We start from the raw sequence: 18,665 nt of genomic DNA, 5'->3' as shown, positions 1-18,665 counted from the left end.
TAATTTAATAGAGGCTTTTTTTATGGGGTTTTTCAAAAGATTAAAATACACGCTTCTTACAAAAGGTTTTGGTTTGTACATTAATTCCTTGCACTACTTAAATGCAAAATTTGCAGCAAATACGGCGTATACGCTGTTCTCGGTTCCTCGTGAAGGCGTTTTAAAATCGCTGCCTACTTTTTTGGGATCAAGTGCCATGAAAAAACTAAAAGTAGATCAGCACGATATTCAAACTTACGAATGGTTTGGCGAAAAAGAAACCATTTTACTTATTCACGGCTGGGAAAGTAACGCCAATCGTTGGCAAGGCGTTATTCATTTTCTTAAACAACACAATTACCGAATTATAGCTTTAGACGCGCCAGGTCAGGGTTTAAGCGACGGCAAAGAACTAAACGCCGTTTTATACAGCCAATTTGTGAATGAAGTTTGCAACCATTTTAAACCCGATTTTTTAATTGGACACAGTTTGGGCGGTATGACTATGCTTTATTACATGGCGACATTTAAACCCGATTTTGTAAAGAAAATTGTATCATTAGGTGCGCCCAATCGTTTTTTACGAATTACCGAAAATTATCGAAACCTGATTTCGCTTTCTCATAGATCCTATCAAGGTTTTCTAAAAGAATTTTCCAAGCGATTTTCTATTGATCCTATCGATTTTAACAGTAGTTCGTTTGTCGATCAAATAAAAATTCCCATTGGAATCATTCACGATGAAGAAGATAAAGTTGTTCCGTACAGCGATACATTGGAGATTTTAGAGAAACATCCCGAAATTCCGCTTTACACCACTCATGATTTGGGACACAGTTTGTACAGCGACGATGTGAACGAACAAATTGTTTATTTTTTAGAAAACAACCGCTTTAAATCGTAATTTTGCAGAATGGATCAGGAAGGAATACGCATTAATAAATTTTTATCGGAGGTTGGATATTGTTCACGTCGTGAAGCCGACAAATTATTGGAACAAGGCAGAATAACCATTAACGGAAAAATTCCGGAATTGGGAACAAAAGTGTTGCCGACTGATGAAGTTCGTGTGAACGGAACATTGGTTACTGAAAAAGAAGAACCAAAAATTTATTTGGCGGTTAACAAACCTGCCGGAATTGAATGTACTACCAATCAATCGGTTCGTGGAAATATTGTTGATTTTATTAATTATCCCGAACGAATTTTCCCTGTAGGAAGATTGGATAAAGATTCGGAAGGTTTGATTATTATGACAAACGATGGCGACATTGTGAACAAAATTCTACGTGCACGTAACAACCACGAAAAAGAATATATTGTTACAGTTGACAAAACAATTACCGACCGTTTTATTCAGCGTATGAGTGCCGGTGTGCCTATTTTAGATACCGTTACAAAAGAATGTAGGGTTGAAAAAATCAGCAGCACTACGTTCCGTATTTTTTTAACGCAGGGTTTAAACCGTCAAATCCGCAGAATGTGCGAGTATTTTGATTATACGGTTGTTGCCTTGAAACGTATTCGTATTATTAATATTTCGTTAGATGTTCCTGTTGGAAAATACCGAGATATTACCAAAGCCGAGATGGATGAACTAAACCGTTTAATTGGCGAAAGTACCAAAACAGAAGAAGGCAGTTTACCAAAAACCGACAAACCTTTGGTTAATAAAAATCCTGCACCAACTAAAGATCGTAAAGATTTTAAAAAGAAAATCATTGAACAACGCCCGTTACGAAACGAACGCAGAAATACCAGAAATAAATAAGAAATTTATTTTATTGAGAATATGCAAGAAGAACAAAACTTTCAAGCTAACGGAAAATATTTTTGCAGATGTTGTGGTTACAATACTTTAAAACAATTTCCAAATGGAACATATGAAATTTGTGAAATTTGTTTTTGGGAAGATGATATTTATCAAACTGAAAATCCAGATGATGAAGATGGTCCAAATAGAGTTTCTCTACTTCAAGCAAGAAAAAATTTTGAAGATTTTGGGGCGTGTGAATTTGATATGAAGATTAATGTTAGAAAACCAACAGAAATAGATATTAGAAACATAAGAAAATAAATAAATCCGAGTTTAAACTCGGATTTTGTTTGTCCTTCAATGATCAAATCATATTAGGAATATCAAAAGTGTAAAGTATTGGTTCTTTTTTCAATTGATTTCATTCAGAATAAAATAGATTTTCAATTAATCTGCTTTAGCACTGCTGTAATACAATTGTTTCGATAAAAACGGTAAATCTTCGTAATATTTCAGTCGTTTTAAAAGAAATTCAGGTACTTCCCTATTCTGATTTTTGTAATATTCAATCAACGTCTTTTCGTTACCTGTTAAATCATAAGCCAGATAATTCCAATCGATTGTATCTTTCTGTAAGTTAAAATTAGTCATAATATTTCCCCAGTTAAAAATCGAACAAAAGATCAAACTGTAAAAAATAGTCCATGACATTTTATCAATCAAGTAATAATTTGTTCTTTTTTGATGGATTTTAATAAACGAATAAATCAAACCAATCATACATAAAATAAGGAACAAATACACGCCCAACCTTTTGTAAGTTAATCCCATTGCGTTGATGTAAACAGAATTTTGATAAAAAGCCGATGCTATTAAAAATCCGTTTAAACCAATCCAAATTTTTGTCAATCGAAGCAGCCACGTATTATTTTTTATAAAATTCAACGCATCTTTAAAGAAAAATAAAACCACAACCATTGCCAGGAAAACTGATGTAATGATTAAATAAATCTGGCTGTGCGTGCGTGAACTGTATTCGGAAATATGCTGAATGGTTTGCTGTGCGTTTTCTACATTAAAAACAATTACAAAAAACAACAGCATGCAGTTTAAACTTACAAGAGTGATGATGCCGCTGCGGACTTCAAAATCTAACGGAATAAAATTAAACGACGGTTTTAAAGTGTTTTGTTGCTCTTTAGTGAAACTGAATTTCAGGTTTTTATCTATGATTTTAATAAAATTGAACACTTTAATGTGCCAAAACACAAAACTTATGTAAAACCCGAATATGATGGTAAAGATGATTAATCCGTCGATATTCCATTCGTAACGATTGTACCATTCGCTTAACATATCGCTCGATGAAACGTACAGCCCGAAAAAGACCGACAAGATACAGAAAGGCAGAATTACATACGAAAAAATGGTAACCAATGTTTTTTTAGAATCTTCTTTTTTGAATTCGAACCATTGATCTATCAAAAAAATTCGAGCCACAAACGCAGGCCAGCTTAACACAAAATTAAATGCGTTTGAAATTAATTTCATTTGCGGATCTACCACGTAATACCTAAAAACGAACGACGAAACTACTACGGAAAGTACCGTAACTACAGACAACAGCCAAGCATTGGAAAAACTTGTAGCTAGAACGCAAAGTGCTAAAGTTATGGCTCTTTTATCGCGTAAGAGTTTGTGTTGCATGACAAGTTGTGCAATCAATAAAATTAACGCAAAGATGGAAAGATTTACACCTAGTTCTTGATCATAAAAAAGAACGGCAAACAAAATGGTGCTGATAAAAATTAAAAACTGTTTTTTCATAATATTTATAATTAAAAGTACTTTGTGTTTCAAAGTTTATTATTAAAAAAATAAGACCAATTTACTGTCTCATTATTTTTTCAAGAAAAGCAAGATGTTGTTGAAATGCCAACTTACCAGCTTCGGTAATTTTATAGGAAGTTCGCGGTTTTTTACCAACAAACTCCTTTTTAATTTCAATGTATTCATTTTTTTCCAAAGCGGTAGAATGGCTTGCCAGATTTCCATCGGTAACCTGTAGCAGGTTTTTCATTTCGGTAAAATCAACCCAGTCATTTACCATGAGAACCGACATTATACCTAACCGAACCCTACTTTCAAATTCTTTATTTAAACCGCTAATTAAACTCATTTACTTGTATTTTCTGTATAAAATAATACCGTAAACAATATGCAACACTCCGAAACCAATCGTCCAAAAAATCAACCCTTTACCAATAAAAAATAAAGACAAGCAACCCAGAATAATTTCAAGAAAACCTAAATATTTAATATCAGAATACGTATATTTTTCAGCATTTACTAGAGCCAATCCGTAGAAAATTAAGGTTGTACCAGCGATCAATCCATATAAATTGTACTGCAACAAGGCTAAAACAAACATACCACCAACTGCTAATGGTATTGCCAATTGAACCAAAATTTTCTTTGTAGTAGCCGTCCAGATTTGTAAACCCAATTTTTTGCTTTTACGAACGGTAAAATAACAACCACAAAAAATAGCTAACAACAAAGCTGATGCACCTAATAAAATCAGTAACTTCACCATATAACTTTCATATGGTTGTATATAATTACTTCTTAAATATTGAATTTTCCCATTAGTTAAATACATCGCCACAGTACCTGTTACCAAACCAACAATGCCCGCTCCTATTCCGGATAATCCGCTTAAAGATAAAAACCGAGACGAACTTTCCATCATAGAACGGATATGTGCTAAATCATCAGAAATTTTTTGATCCATCATTATTTACTTTGAAACACAAAGTTATTTGAATTTTTGAATTAACCAAAAATAATTTATAAATTTTTTTTCTGATTTATTTTTTATTTAGATTTAATATAAATAAATTTGCGTAATTTAATTTTAATCTATCAGTTATGAATAATTTTTACGCAACAAAAAAACGTTTAACATCTTTATGCTTATTAGCAGTTGGATTGTTATCGTATAATGCTAATAGCCAGTGTACAACTCCTGTGACAACATTATCTGAAAATTTCTCATCATTTAATAATGGTGACGCTTTTCCTTTAAACTGTTGGTCATTTGTAGCTAATCCTGCTGCACCTGCAATGCCTCCTATTCCTCTAGGTTATATAAATGAAGACACTTCTGTTACCCCTTCAGAAAAAGCTGTAGCAATGTATTCATACACTTATACAACACGTAGTTTTTATTTAATTTCACCTGCAGTTAGCACAATTAATGGTGCATACCATTTAAAATTTGATGCAAAATTATTTAGTGCTTTAGCAACAGGATCAACTTTACAAGTTGGTACTCTAGATAGTAATACAAATGTTGCTAATTTCTCACCAGTAGGAACAGCTGTATCACCAACTACAACTAATCAAACATTTACTTCTATTGCAATACCAGCAACCACAGGACATCAATATGTGGCAATTAAATTTACTCCAGCAGGAAACCATAGTACAATTTTAGTTGATAATATTATTTGGGAAGCAGCTCCTTGCGTACCAGTTGCAACATTTTTAGAAACATTTGATAGTTTTACAGCTTTTCCAGAAAAATGTTGGACAGGTACAAATTTTTCTGCGAGTGATATAACAATGAAAACAATTAGTGGAACTAATAAAGGGCTACAGCTTTACAGTGGTTTTGCAACTGGTGATATTATTGTAGCTTCCCCAGAAGTTTCAACAATTGATGGTAATCATTTATTATCTTTTGATATTGTTTCTATAAATATTCCAGGTTCAACTATTCAGGTTGGAACAATGACAGATAATACAGATTTCACAACTTTTTCAGCAGTAGGCACTCCTTTTGCACCTATTGCAGGAACAACTCATCAAACAGCTAAAATTCCAGCAAATACAGGTCATAAATATGTTGCAATTAAATTTATTCATGGTGGAGGTCACAAAGCTTTAGTATTGGACAATGTTGAATGGACTACAACTGCTAGCACTGACAAATTTGACACAAGCAAAGTAACTGTTTATCCTAACCCTACTTCTGGAATTTTTAATGTAGATTCTGAATTAAACATTGCACAAATTGAAGTTTTCAACTCAACAGGTCAAAAAGTTTTAACTACAGCTAATAAAGAAATCAATTTACAAAATGCTGCTAACGGGTTATACTTTGTAACTGTTACAACTAATGAAGGTACACAAGGTACTTACAAATTGATCAAAAAATAATATAAGAAAGAAAATCACTTATAATTTAAAAAGTCGAGTTTTAAAACTCGACTTTTTTTTGTTTCAAATTATTAAATTTCCAACTAAAATTGAATTTTCTGTTTTTAATAAAATATCAGATTGATCTTTATTTTCAATCAATAGTAAATCTTTCTTTTTTAAATTGATTATTTCATTGTTTACTTCTACCGAAGTCTCATTTAATGCAAAAAGAAAAACAAACGATTGCTTTAGTTGAACAGCATCCTTTAAAAAGAATACATCTGATTCCTTGAAATTTTTACTCACCATTAAATTAAAATCGTTCCCTTTTGTGTAAGATGTAATATCACTGTTCGAATCAAATTTAAAAGTATCCTTTGGTGTGTAGTATTCTTCTTTTCCGTTAATTTTTATATTCAGATCATTATCTAACATCACTAAAAAACGTTGATAATTGTTGAATTTCGTAAATGTAGATGGTACTTTATTAATGGTTGCTGCACTTATCCTAAACAAAAAATCGCGGTTTGCGTACAATGCATTTTCAGGATAAATATAATATTCAAAGGTTTCGCCCCCATCCCAAATTGTCGGAATCAGCGTATCTTTTGAAATTTTAGTAATTTTCATTGTTGTAAAGCATTAAATAATTTCCATTTTTTTCATGATGAAGGTCGCGTTTTTATTCTGACAGATTCCGTTTTTCAGTTTGTAATCAAAATGGAGTTCGTTATTGATAATTTCAACTTCAAAACACTTATTTTCCATAGTTTGCAAATGATGATCGGTAGTATTACAAACTTCTAAATCGTGTGTAGCAATCATTCCGGTAACATTCAAATTGTGCAGTTTTTCAATCACACCAACTGTTCCCGTTTTTTTATCATCGGAATTTGTTCCTTTTAAAATTTCATCTAACAACACAAAAATAGGTTGCTTTTCGGCTTCGGTAACGATTTGCTTTAAACGTTTTACTTCGGCAAAAAAGAACGATTCACTATCTGAAAGCGAATCCGTTAATCGCAGTGAAACCCACAATAGCAAAGGATAAACCACTGCTTGTTTCGCATCAATCGGGGCACCAGCGTAACTCAACACCAAATTAATACCAACAGTTCGCAGAAAAGTACTTTTACCACTCATGTTGCTTCCCGTTAAAATCACAAATCGTTTTTGGCTGAAATCAATCGTATTTCGAACTCTTTTATTTTTTGAAATCAGCGGATGTCCCAAATCTTCCATCTTAATCTGGTTCGATTTAATTGTTGGATAATGATATTCCGGATTGTTGTAAGCAAAATTCGCGAAACTGTTCAATGCTTCAACTTCGCCAATGATTTCCATGAACTGCCACAAATCTTGTTGATGATTTTTTTTCCATTTCAGCAATTTTTTATAGACCCAAAAATGATACTGAAAAGTTCCGTTTAACGCGATAAAGACAAACAAATTGGCAATAGTATTGAGTTTCTCAAAACAATTTGCCAGATTTGTAACTATTTGATAAGAAGTTTTTTGATCTGATTGCAGTTTAGACTGAAAATCATTTAAATAAACCGATTGAAATTTTTCGGTTTCAAACGCCTGAAGCATTTTTGAATACTGCAGTAAACTGTTGGCAATTCGATCACTTTTACCTATTTCTTTTAAAATATGCTGACTAAAATATCCTATCAACAATAAATTCAATGTAAAGAAAAACACCGTTAATTTTGAAAACACCAGATGCCAGTTGAATACAGATCCAGCGATTGAAATCAATAACAGCACAGGGATTAAAACCGCGAAAAACTGCATAAAAGCTTTTGGTTTTTCAGAAATAGTTTCAGTCCAATTTTTTATTGCAAGATCTTCTTTTTCTGTGGTTCCTGCCAGTGATGATAAGGTTTGAAAATGCTGACGGAAAGTCAATTTTTCTGAAAGTTCTCTTACAGCTTCCTGCTTTTTTAGGATTGATGCTTCTGTCGGAATTTCCTGCAAGCTTTTTGCCAAGGCATCTTTTCCTAAAAAAGTTCCGGTACGATTGGTAAACTGAAAGATAGAATTATATCCAAATAAATCTAAATCGTACGAAAAAGCATGTTGTGGATTTTGATATTCAATGCCATTATTAAACTGATGATTGCCTTCTAAAAAAGAAATTTCATCGGCATTTATCTGCTTCAACGTTTTATGATACGCAATTTTTGACTGTACTTTTAAATAGATATTTACAACAATTATAAAGACAACAATTAGCCCCAACGAAATAAAACCGTACAAATGATTCTTTTCATACATCATTAAATACAAAAAATAAACAGCAGCTAACAGCAGAATAATTCTACTGTAACTTAATATGTTATTTTTCTTGGATAATTTTTTAAGGATATCTGTCTGTTCTTGGCTTATAGTAGCGTACATATTTTGGTTTTAAAATCGATTAAAAATACGCACAAAAAAACCATCTCGCAAATGAGATGGTTTTAGTTTATTATTTTGTGACACTATCTTATTATAATTTTTTTAGATTGCTCTGCATTGTTTGATTTCATTTTTAAAACATACAGTCCGCTTTTTAAAAATGAAACTTTTAGCGATGTATTGCTTTTATAATTTTTGATTGTATAAACTTGTCTACCAACTGTATCAAAAATAGCAATTTCATTACTTGAAAATTCGTCAGGGAACGTAACATATAGTTCGCTTGTTGCAGGATTTGGAAATACATTCATTGGTATAGCATCTACTTTATTATTTGAAAGTAAGTAGTTATCTAAATAATTTAAAGCCGACATCATATTAGGTAGCGGTCCTATATTCTGTGCTGTATTTCCTCCTTGAGCTATTCCTGTAGAAATTAATATGGTACGAATTTCAGCAGGAGATAGGTTATAATTTGATTGTTTTGCACGAGCAAGCAAAGCAATTACGCAACTTGCAACAACTGGTGTCGCAGAACTAGTTCCGCTAAACATAGTATATGATTGGTTAGGATCATTTCCTAAAAGCGCATAATCACCATATCCCGCACTTAAAACATTCATTCCCCAACCTTGAACATTTACACGCTGACCGTAAGTACTAAAACTTAATCTACTGTGCGCTGTTGTACTTGTTCCTGCCCCAACTATCAAAGCTCCAGAATCGCCACGGTTATTATAAGATAAATAACTCGAATGATCTAAATTTTGGTCTCCGTTACCAGCTGCTGCAACAATATGAATTCCAGCCGAAGTAGCTGCTTTTGTTACATCCCAAATACTATTTACATATTCTGCAGGAACGTAATTAGGAGAATTTGTTGTAGAATTCACACCTCCTGTCTGCATTTCATATAAAATTACATCTCCCGCAACAGATGCACTTATAGCCGAATTAATTGCAAATAACCTATCATAGCCATTTGTTGTATATTCTGGAAAAACTTTAAATTCAGAAATTCCATGCTGCATACCCGTTACTCCGTAAGTACCGTTGTGTGCCGCAATAACTCCAGCTGTTGCTGTACCGTGATCTAACCAACTTGGGTTTACAAGTGAACTTATTGGTAATTGATTAGAAAATTTTGGGTCTGCTAACTCTTCATGTGTAACAGACATTCCGTACTCTATATCTCTTACACGAATACCTTGCCCATAAACACCTTGATTCCATGCGTATTGCATATTTACACCTGGATTTGCCTGTATGTAGTTTTGGTTTTGTTGATAATTTGGTGTGGTTGGCGGAATGTCTATGAACGGAGGTTGTATAGGTGTTAATGGATTTAATTCTGCATATCTCACAAAATCATATTGCTCTAATTGATCTGCCAACTTATACAATACATCATTAGGCAAATTATTAGTTATAACGTACATTCCCTTTAATACAATTACAGACTTATCAGATTCGGAATAAGTTATCGCATCATTTCTTAATTTATCAAAATGCTCTTCATTCCACTGAAAAGCAACTTCTAAATTAATTTTATTGTTATCTATAAATTCTTTGAATTCTTGATTTTTTTTATAATAGTAATCAGCAATTTCGCTGGTTTGTTCTGGAACTTCAAAAGAAACTAATAATTGATGTTTATTTTCATCGAACAATCTAAATTGTCCTTTTCTATTTTGCGAATATCCGCTTAATCCTAAAGTAACAAATAGAAGATATAGTATTTTTTTTCTCATGCTGAAATTAATAAGATAGATTTTTGTAAATTTAATAAATTAGCTGACAGTTTATATTATTTATTGTTTTTTAAGATAATAAATAATATAAACCGTTTCTTATAGTTTCGAATTATATTCAAAAAATATTATTGAAATTCTTTTCAAAACGATTACACACCATATTTATCACAAAAAAAACCACCTTTAAAAGGTGGTTTCATATAATTTATTTCTTCTTTGCTCTGCGCTCTCTTGCAATCAGCGTGTTTTTCATTAACATGGCAATCGTCATTGGACCAACACCACCTGGAACCGGTGTAATCCACGATGCTTTTTCGGCAACTTCATTAAAAGCAACATCGCCTTTAATTACGTAACCTTTTGTATTTGTTTCATCAACAACACGCGTAATTCCAACATCAACAATCACGGCACCTTCTTTAATCATTTCTGCTTTTAAAAATTCAGGAACTCCTAATGCAGTGATAACGATATCAGCTTCACGGGTAAATTCTTCAATGTTTTGCGTTGCAGAGTGCGTTAAAGTAACGGTTGCATTTCCTGGGTACGCTTTGCGGCTCATTAACAAACTCATTGGTTTACCAACAATATTAGATCGACCAATAACAACCACATTTTTACCTTTGGTTTCGATTTTATTACGTTCTAACAACTGTAAAATTCCGAAAGGTGTTGCAGGAATAAACGATTCTAATTCCAATGCCATACGACCAAAATTTTCAGGGTGAAAACCATCAACATCTTTATCAGGATCAATCGCATTTAAAACTTTTTGTTCATCGATATGCTTTGGCAATGGTAACTGAACGATGAATCCATCTATATCATCATTATTATTCAGTTCATAGATTTTAGCCAAAAGTTCTTCTTCTGTAGTTTCTTCGGGCAATGAAACCAAAGTAGAATCAAAACCAATTTTTTCGCAGGTTTTTACTTTACTACCCACATAAGTTAAACTTGCTCCGTTGCTACCAACCAAAACAGCAGCCAAATGCGGAACTTTTTCTCCGCGTTCTTTGATTTTTGTTACTTCGGCAGCAATTTCGTTTTTAATTTCTTCCGATACTTTTTTACCGTCTAATAATTGCATTGTTGTGTTGTTTAGGAATTTAAAAACCTACAAGATTTTAAAACCTTGCAGGTTTGTTTTTAATAGGATTTATTTTTTTGACTTTTGATCATCAACTTTATGAATTCGTACTTATTGCATTCCCATGCCTTTCATCTGCCCCATCATGCGCATTAGGTTTTTACCCTGAGCCCCCTGCATCATCTTCATCATTTTACTCATTTGATCGAATTGTTTCAACAATTGATTTACCTGCTGAATATCCGTTCCAGATCCTTTTGCGATACGTAATTTACGTTTAGCATCTAACAAAGTTGGTTTTTTACGCTCAACCGGCGTCATTGAGTGAATAATTGCTTCGATATGTTTAAAAGCATCGTCTTCAATTTCAATATCTTTCATTGCTTTACCAACACCAGGAATCATACCAACAAGATCTTTCATAGATCCCATTTTCTTCACCTGTTGAATCTGACTTAAGAAATCATCGAAACCAAATTCGTTTTTAGCAATTTTCTTTTGAAGTTTTCTTGCTTCTTCTTCATCATACTGTTCCTGCGCGCGTTCGACTAACGAAATAACGTCACCCATTCCCAAAATACGATCAGCCATACGATCCGGGTAGAACACATCAATTGCATCCATCTTTTCACCCGTACCAATAAATTTGATTGGTTTGTTTACGATCGATTTAATAGAAATTGCAGCTCCACCACGCGTATCACCATCTAATTTTGTTAAGATCACTCCGTCAAAATTCAGACGATCATTGAACGCTTTTGCAGTATTTACAGCATCTTGCCCTGTCATAGAATCTACAACAAACAAAGTTTCTTGTGGTTTAATGGCAGCGTGAACGTTTGCAATTTCGTTCATCATTTCCTCATCAATCGCCAAACGACCGGCAGTATCGACAATTACAACGTTGAATCCGTTTTTCTTGGCATAATCAATTGCGTTTGTTGCAATAGAAACCGCATTTTTGTTTTCTGGTTCAGAATAAACCTCAACGCCAATCTGATCTCCCACAACATGCAGCTGATTAATTGCCGCCGGACGGTAAATATCACAAGCAACCAATAACGGTTTCTTTGTTTTTTTAGTTTTTAAGAAGTTTGCCAGCTTTCCAGAAAAAGTAGTTTTACCAGAACCTTGTAGACCCGACATTAAAATTACCGTTGGATTTCCCGAAAGATTTACACCAACAGCGTCACCACCCATTAATTCGATTAATTCGTCTTTAACAATTTTAACCATTAACTGACCTGGTTGTAGGGTTGTTAAAACGTCTTGACCAATTGCTTTTTCTTTTACTTTATTGGTAAAATCTTTGGCTATTTTAAAGTTAACATCGGCATCTAATAATGCACGACGCACTTCTTTTAAAGTCTCGGCAACGTTAACTTCTGTAATTTTTCCGTGACCTTTTAATATATGAAAGGCTTTGTCTAATTTATCGCTTAAATTATCGAACATACTTTTTCTTATTGAAACTAAAGGGCAAATATACAATAAAGTAAAAGATGTGTCAAGATTTTGTTTTTGGTTTATTGACAGATCTTAATATAGGGTGTTGAACAAATTCATCTCAACAAAAAATGCCGCTCTTACGAACGGCATTTTATATTTTACATTCTGTTTGGAACATCAATTCCTAATAGAGTAAAGGCATTTTTAATAGTTTGCCCTACTTTGTCTGATAATTGCACACGGAATACTTTTTTATCGTGATTTTCTTCTCCTAAAATAGAAACCGACTGATAAAAGGAGTTGTATTCTTTAACCAAATCGTATGTATAGTTGGCGATTAATGCCGGACTATATGTTTTTGCAGCCTGTTGAATGACTTCAGTAAACTGGGCTAAATTTTTAATCAGTTCTTTTTCTTTTTCGTGAAGCGTTTTCTCGACTTCGCTCGAAATGACAGAACTATAATCAAAATCGGCTTTACGTAAAATAGATTGGATACGAGCATAGGTGTATTGAATAAACGGACCTGTGTTTCCTGCAAAATCTACCGATTCTTTAGGATCAAACAAAATACGCTTTTTAGGATCAACCTTTAAAATGTAATATTTCAAGGCTCCTAAACCAATCATTTTATGCAAACTGTCTTTTTCTTCGTTCGACAAACCTTCTAACTTGCCTAATTCTTCCGAAATTTCTTTGGCAGTAACGGTCATATCGCTCATTAAATCATCGGCATCAACAACAGTTCCTTCACGAGATTTCATTTTTCCCGAAGGTAAATCAACCATTCCGTACGATAAATGATACAGATGCTCTGCCCAATCGTACCCCAATTTTTTAAGAATCAGAAACAAAACTTTAAAGTGGTAATCTTGTTCGTTACCAACGGTGTAAACCATTCCTCCAACATCTGGAAAATCTTTTACACGCTGAATTGCCGTTCCGATATCTTGTGTCATGTAAACCGAAGTTCCGTCTGAACGCAACACTAATTTTTCGTCTAAACCATCTGGAGTTAAATCAATCCAAACCGAATTATCTTCTTTTTTATAGAAAATTCCTTTTGCCAAACCTTCTTCAACTACATCTTTCCCCAACAAATAGGTATTGCTTTCGTAATAATTACAGTCGAAATCTACGCCGATATTTTTATAAGTTGCCTCGAAACCAGCATAAACCCAACTGTTCATTTTTTTCCAAAGGCTCACCACCTGCTCATCGCCTGCTTCCCATTTACGAAGCATTTCTTGAGCCTCTAAAATTAACGGTGCTTGCTTTTTAGCTTCCTCTTCGGTTAATCCTTTTTCTATTAATTGACTGATTTCTGCTTTATAAGCTTTATCAAATTCTACATAATAATTACCAACCAACTTATCTCCTTTTAATCCGGTAGATTCTGGTGTTTCGCTGTTTCCGAATTTTTCCCAAGCCAACATTGATTTACAGATATGAATTCCACGATCGTTAATAACCTGTGTTTTATATACTTTTTTACCGGATGCTTTTAAAATTTCGGCTACAGAATAACCTAAAAGCACATTACGAACATGCCCTAAATGCAAGGGTTTATTGGTATTTGGCGACGCATATTCTACCATAACCGCTTTTGCATGGGTATTTGTTGACTGGTATCCGTATGATTTATTATCTAAAATAGAATTAAAAAACTGGCTGTAATAACTATCACTAATAACAATATTTAAAAACCCTTGAACTACGTTGAATTTTGTTACCAAATCAACATTTTCAACAAGGTACTCGCCTATTTTGTTTCCAATTTCAGCAGGATTTCCTTTCAATTGTTTTACCAACGGAAAAACAACCATTGTAACGTCTCCTTCAAAATCCCTACGCGTAGCCTGAAATTCCACTCGGTCGATTGTTAAATCGAACAATTGTTGAACTGCTTGCTTAATATACGGCGTTAAAATTTCTTGTAAAGACATTGTTTTAAATTTTTTAATTAAGGTGCAAAGATAAAACTTTTCGGCGGCTTTTAATTTACTAAAACACGGTGCAGAATTTTTTTTTTTATTTGGGTGTAACATTTTAAATCAACCATACACTAATTCATCAAACAATAAATTTAAGCAACAACCTATTTTGGTTACGCTTAAAAATCTTACAAAATAAAGACAAAAATGAAAAAGAAGTACTTAACCTTATCGTTGCTTTTAGCTGTATCGGTTAGCTCGTGGGCGCAGCAACCGGCGGCAGGTAACGGAACCGTAAAAGGAAAAGTTTCCGAAAAATCGACCAAAAATGCGGTTGGTTTTGCATCGGTAGCTATTTCTGCAAACGGACAAATTATTTCGGGCGATTTGACTGATGAAGACGGATCGTTCACCATTACCAATCTTCCAAATTCTCAAGTGGAAGTTTCGGTAGAATATATCGGTTTTAAAACGTACAAAAATACGATTGATTTATCGACCGAAAAAACGATTGATCTTGGAATGATTTCTTTAGAAGTTGACGAAGAAATTTTAGATGCTGTTGTGATTAATGCAGAACGCAGTACTATGGAACAATTGGTTGACAGAAAAGTTATTCGTGTGGGGAAAGATTTATCTACCGCAGGTGCATCGGCTGCTGATATCATGAACAATATTCCTTCGATAAACGTTGATCAGGATGGAAATATTTCTATGCGCGGAAACGAAAATGTTCGTGTTTTGATCGATGGGAAACCTACGCATTTAGATCCAAAAACGTTGTTAAAGCAGATTCCTTCTAATTCGATCGATAAAATTGAATTGATTACCAATCCGTCGGCAAAATACAATCCGGAAGGAATGTCGGGAATGATCAATTTTGTTTTGAAGAAAAACATGCAGGATGGTTTTAACGGAAGTTACAACGGAAATGTTACGTTTGCAAAGGTTCCAAAATTCAACCAAGGTGTAGATTTAAACTATCGTAAAGGAAAAGTAAACTTTTTTGGAAACTACAATTATTCTGATCAAAAAACACTGAACGGCGGTGTAATGACGCAGTTAGACGATAACAGTCAGCAAATTTTCGATATTGTAAACGATAATAAGGTGCATACGTTTAAAGTTGGTTTTGATATTTATGCAAACGATAAAAACACGTTTTCGTTATACACCAACCAAACGTATGCCGATGGTGTAGGAACGGTTGACAACACTATTTCGTATCCAAGCAGTCCGTTGTTGTTACAAACCGATCAATACGAAGGCGCTAATAAATCGCAAATTTATAATGCTGCCTATAAAAAATTATTTGCAAAAGCAGGACAAACGTTAGATTTTGAAGTGAATTACAGCAAAACCAACGATGACCAAAACGGAAATTTCGGTATTGCAGGAAATTCGCCAACACAATACAACGATAACAGTAACAATACAGTTGATGCGGTACAGGCAAATTTAGATTACGTGCATCCGTTCAACGAAAAAACCAAGTTAGAAGTTGGTGCAGAATATCGTACCACATCTATTGACAATACCTACAGAACCACGAACATTATTGGCAATCAAACCGATTTTGAATACAAAATGGATATTGCATCGGCTTACGCCACTTTTGGTTCGAAGTTCGATAAATGGGGCTATCAAATCGGAGCTAGATTGGAAAAATATAATGTAGAAGCCGATTACATTATCGCTTCTGAAGCTGCGAATTTTAAAGATGATTATTTAACGGTGTATCCGTCGGCATTTTTAAGCTATACTCCTACTCAAACCGATTTTTTCCAGATTAGTGCAAGCCGCCGTGTAGACCGTCCGAATGTTTGGCAAACAAGACCAATTCGCGATTACAGTACGCCGCGTGTAGTACAGATTGGTAACCCGGAATTAAAACCGCAGTTTACAAATTCGGTTGAATTTAACTATACAAAAGTATTGGGTGTAAAAGGAAGTGCAACTTTTGGAGCTTATTACCGAATGATTGATGACCCAATTGAACGTACTTTTTATTTAGATACAAGTTCGCCTGAAGCTATTGCAGAAAAGAAAATGATTATGAGCTACGGAAACTTTGACGAAGCTACCGCTTATGGCGCAGAACTTTCTGCAAACTACAAACTTACCAAATGGTGGGATGTACAGCCTAGTGTGGAATATTATTACAGAAACCAGCGCGGTATTGTAACCGTTTTAAATCCGGATACAAACGAAGCAGAATTACAAGAGCGCGAAGTTAACAACGGCGTATTTAACAGCCGTTTAAACAATAACTTTAAAATTACCAACCAGTTGCGTGCATCGTTATTTGGTTTTTACCGCGGCGATGCTGTGGGCGTAAACGGTACTATGAAAGCCATGTATAAAATAGACGCCGGTGTTCGTTACAGCTTCTGGGAAAATACGGCAAATGTAAGCTTGCGTTTCAACGATATCTTCAACAACATGAGAGCTCGATTTGAAGGAGACGCACCTTACCTCCAAACCGGAACATTTACTTGGGAAAGCCAGTCGTTATTCGTAGGATTTCAATATATGTTCGGATCTGGTAAAAACCGAGCGTTACAACGAAAAGCCCGTGATAACAACGAGGTTCAGAAATCAGGAGGATTCTTCTAAAAACATAAACCGATTGAATGAAAATTCAGTCGGTTTTTTTATTGGATCTACTTTTCTCAAATTTTCTGAAAAGCCTGTAAATATTGTTACTATAATTGTAGCGATAATAATACTTATGGTATCGTAGGGTTTCAACAAATAAAAAACGATAAAAGAAATTAATAACGCTAATATAAGATAGATAACTGTTTTCATGTTTTATTACTTTTTTTATTCAATCCAAAAAAATTCATTTTTATGCAAACCATAAAGCATACTATTTTTCTTTGCCAACAAATCTAAAATATCAATAAAAGTTTGGTAGGGCGTTTTTTTAGTCAAAACAATATTAATGTGCACACGTCTTTCCAAATCATTAAATCTAATCGAATCAATGGTTTTATCAACTTTATTTAACAGATCTTTTTTGGTAATTCAACTGCATTAAAAACAATACGTTTACTCCAACCACCGCAACTTGTTGTTTCATCATCTTCAGATTAATACATAGGTTCTAGCTCCGGCAAAGGTGTTTCCTCATCTAACTTTTTCAAAAAACTTGGTTCTAATTTAGCGATTGAATTTGTATCGATAACTATTAAATCAATAGCATAATCTAAAGGTTTTGAATATAAATTATAAGCACACAATATCAACATTAATACACTCAATATTAGAAAGGTATAATTATAAAGTAATATTTTGGGTTTCATTCAGTATCTATTCTATAATTTAAATATAAAATATTTTAGCAAACAAAAAGCGAAACCTAAACAGTTTCACTTTTTGTTTCTTTATCAAACATTAATTCTCTTGATTTTCGCTTGTCAATTTTATCCTTCTTAAAATCGAATGTAGTACCAAAAACTTTATCCCAAATGGTATTACTAACACCAAAACCTAAATTATCATTTCTGTAATGGTGCAAATGGTGGTTACGCCAAATTGGCTGCAAAAACTTAAACGGTGGTTCAATTGCATGGATTAAATAATGCATAGACGCATACATTAACCAACCTAAAATAAAACCCGGATAAAAAGCAAAAGCATATTTTCCTAACAATAAATATTGTATCCCTAGCAATGCACTCGCAATAATTAAACTTGGAACGGGTGGCATAAACAACCTAGTTCTGTCCTTTGGGTAATGGTGGTGATTGCCGTGCATTATGTAAGCAAACTTCTGCATGCTTTCTTTTTCACTTATTAAATGAAAAATGTAACGGTGTGCAATATATTCAAAAAATGTCCAAAAGAATAAGGCAAAGACTGAAACACCCAACATTGTTAACAACGACATGTTATAATTTACATATCCGTAATAAAAACAGTACATTAAAAGTGGCGTGTGAATACCCCAGCTTAATGCCGGATGGCCTTTGGTTAATAATTCTAAAAACGGATTTTTAAACAGTTGCGCCTGTCCTGAATTTTCTACTTTCTGACCTTTCATTTCTAATTTTCTTTTAAAGTGTAATTTACAAAGAACAACTTTAAAC

At 33.6% G+C, this 18,665-nt stretch carries 16 protein-coding genes; 5 read left to right on the top strand and 11 right to left on the bottom strand.

Annotated features, from left to right (window positions below):
* Positions 1-22 precede the first annotated feature (22 nt).
* The 3 genes from F0460_RS02170 to F0460_RS02160 are packed head-to-tail and all read left to right on the top strand — an operon-like array spanning position 23 to position 2,056.
* Positions 23-883, top strand: coding sequence for an alpha/beta fold hydrolase (locus tag F0460_RS02170; RefSeq protein ID WP_150009800.1), 861 nt, complete (start codon positions 23-25; stop codon positions 881-883).
* Between the two features lie 9 nt (positions 884-892).
* On the top strand, positions 893-1,750 hold the full coding sequence (rluF, locus tag F0460_RS02165) for a 23S rRNA pseudouridine(2604) synthase RluF (RefSeq protein WP_150009798.1): 858 nt from the start codon (positions 893-895) through the stop codon (positions 1,748-1,750).
* A 21-nt stretch (positions 1,751-1,771) separates the two neighbouring features.
* The gene (locus F0460_RS02160) at positions 1,772-2,056 is read left to right on the top strand and encodes a CPCC family cysteine-rich protein (protein WP_150009796.1); all 285 of its coding nucleotides are present in this window, start codon (positions 1,772-1,774) and stop codon (positions 2,054-2,056) included.
* Between the two features lie 126 nt (positions 2,057-2,182).
* Here the strand turns inward: F0460_RS02160 and F0460_RS02155 are convergent, their stop codons facing one another.
* From F0460_RS02155 to F0460_RS02145, 3 genes are all read right to left on the bottom strand, one after another.
* On the bottom strand, positions 2,183-3,562 hold the full coding sequence (locus F0460_RS02155) for a DUF4153 domain-containing protein (RefSeq protein WP_150009794.1): 1,380 nt from the start codon (positions 3,560-3,562) through the stop codon (positions 2,183-2,185).
* 61 nt (positions 3,563-3,623) lie between these two features.
* Positions 3,624-3,914, bottom strand: a complete 291-nt coding sequence (locus F0460_RS02150; protein ID WP_150009792.1) for a winged helix-turn-helix domain-containing protein — start codon at positions 3,912-3,914, stop codon at positions 3,624-3,626.
* A complete protein-coding gene (locus F0460_RS02145) occupies positions 3,915-4,532 on the bottom strand; it encodes a hypothetical protein (protein WP_317132127.1) in 618 nt (205 codons plus the stop codon).
* A gap of 134 nt (positions 4,533-4,666) precedes the next feature.
* On the opposite strand from F0460_RS02145, the gene F0460_RS02140 reads away from it, so the two are divergent.
* A complete protein-coding gene (locus F0460_RS02140) occupies positions 4,667-5,959 on the top strand; it encodes a T9SS type A sorting domain-containing protein (RefSeq protein ID WP_150009790.1) in 1,293 nt (430 codons plus the stop codon).
* Positions 5,960-6,022: 63 nt separating this feature from the next.
* On the opposite strand, the gene F0460_RS02135 is transcribed toward F0460_RS02140, so the two are convergent.
* The 6 genes from F0460_RS02135 to argS form a co-directional block, all read right to left on the bottom strand.
* Positions 6,023-6,571, bottom strand: a complete 549-nt coding sequence (locus F0460_RS02135) for a HutD family protein (protein ID WP_150009788.1) — start codon at positions 6,569-6,571, stop codon at positions 6,023-6,025.
* A gap of 12 nt (positions 6,572-6,583) precedes the next feature.
* Complete coding sequence (locus F0460_RS02130) at positions 6,584-8,344, bottom strand: MutS-related protein (RefSeq protein WP_150009786.1); 1,761 nt, start codon at positions 8,342-8,344, stop codon at positions 6,584-6,586.
* An 83-nt stretch (positions 8,345-8,427) separates the two neighbouring features.
* Positions 8,428-10,095: a S8/S53 family peptidase gene (locus F0460_RS02125; protein WP_150009784.1), complete on the bottom strand. Its 1,668-nt coding sequence runs from the start codon at positions 10,093-10,095 to the stop codon at positions 8,428-8,430.
* 208 nt (positions 10,096-10,303) lie between these two features.
* On the bottom strand, positions 10,304-11,188 hold the full coding sequence (locus F0460_RS02120; RefSeq protein WP_150009782.1) for a bifunctional 5,10-methylenetetrahydrofolate dehydrogenase/5,10-methenyltetrahydrofolate cyclohydrolase: 885 nt from the start codon (positions 11,186-11,188) through the stop codon (positions 10,304-10,306).
* Between the two features lie 111 nt (positions 11,189-11,299).
* Complete coding sequence (ffh, locus tag F0460_RS02115) at positions 11,300-12,643, bottom strand: signal recognition particle protein (RefSeq protein WP_150009780.1); 1,344 nt, start codon at positions 12,641-12,643, stop codon at positions 11,300-11,302.
* 152 nt (positions 12,644-12,795) lie between these two features.
* The gene (argS, locus tag F0460_RS02110; RefSeq protein ID WP_150009778.1) at positions 12,796-14,583 is read right to left on the bottom strand and encodes an arginine--tRNA ligase; all 1,788 of its coding nucleotides are present in this window, start codon (positions 14,581-14,583) and stop codon (positions 12,796-12,798) included.
* Between the two features lie 195 nt (positions 14,584-14,778).
* Here argS and F0460_RS02105 point away from each other — a divergent pair, with 195 nt between their 5' ends.
* Positions 14,779-17,187, top strand: a complete 2,409-nt coding sequence (locus F0460_RS02105; protein ID WP_150009776.1) for an outer membrane beta-barrel family protein — start codon at positions 14,779-14,781, stop codon at positions 17,185-17,187.
* 479 nt (positions 17,188-17,666) lie between these two features.
* Here F0460_RS02105 and F0460_RS02100 read toward each other — a convergent pair whose 3' ends face one another.
* Both F0460_RS02100 and F0460_RS02095 read right to left on the bottom strand, forming a co-directional pair.
* The gene (locus tag F0460_RS02100) at positions 17,667-17,879 is read right to left on the bottom strand and encodes a hypothetical protein (RefSeq protein ID WP_150009774.1); all 213 of its coding nucleotides are present in this window, start codon (positions 17,877-17,879) and stop codon (positions 17,667-17,669) included.
* Positions 17,880-17,935: 56 nt separating this feature from the next.
* Positions 17,936-18,619, bottom strand: coding sequence for a sterol desaturase family protein (locus tag F0460_RS02095; RefSeq protein WP_150009772.1), 684 nt, complete (start codon positions 18,617-18,619; stop codon positions 17,936-17,938).
* Positions 18,620-18,665 lie beyond the last annotated feature (46 nt).

This window comes from Paenimyroides baculatum, assembly GCF_008629655.1.
GTDB lineage: Bacteria > Bacteroidota > Bacteroidia > Flavobacteriales > Flavobacteriaceae > Flavobacterium > Flavobacterium baculatum.
Note: the sequence above shows the minus strand (reverse complement) of the source record. Positions and strands in the feature narration are given on the sequence as shown.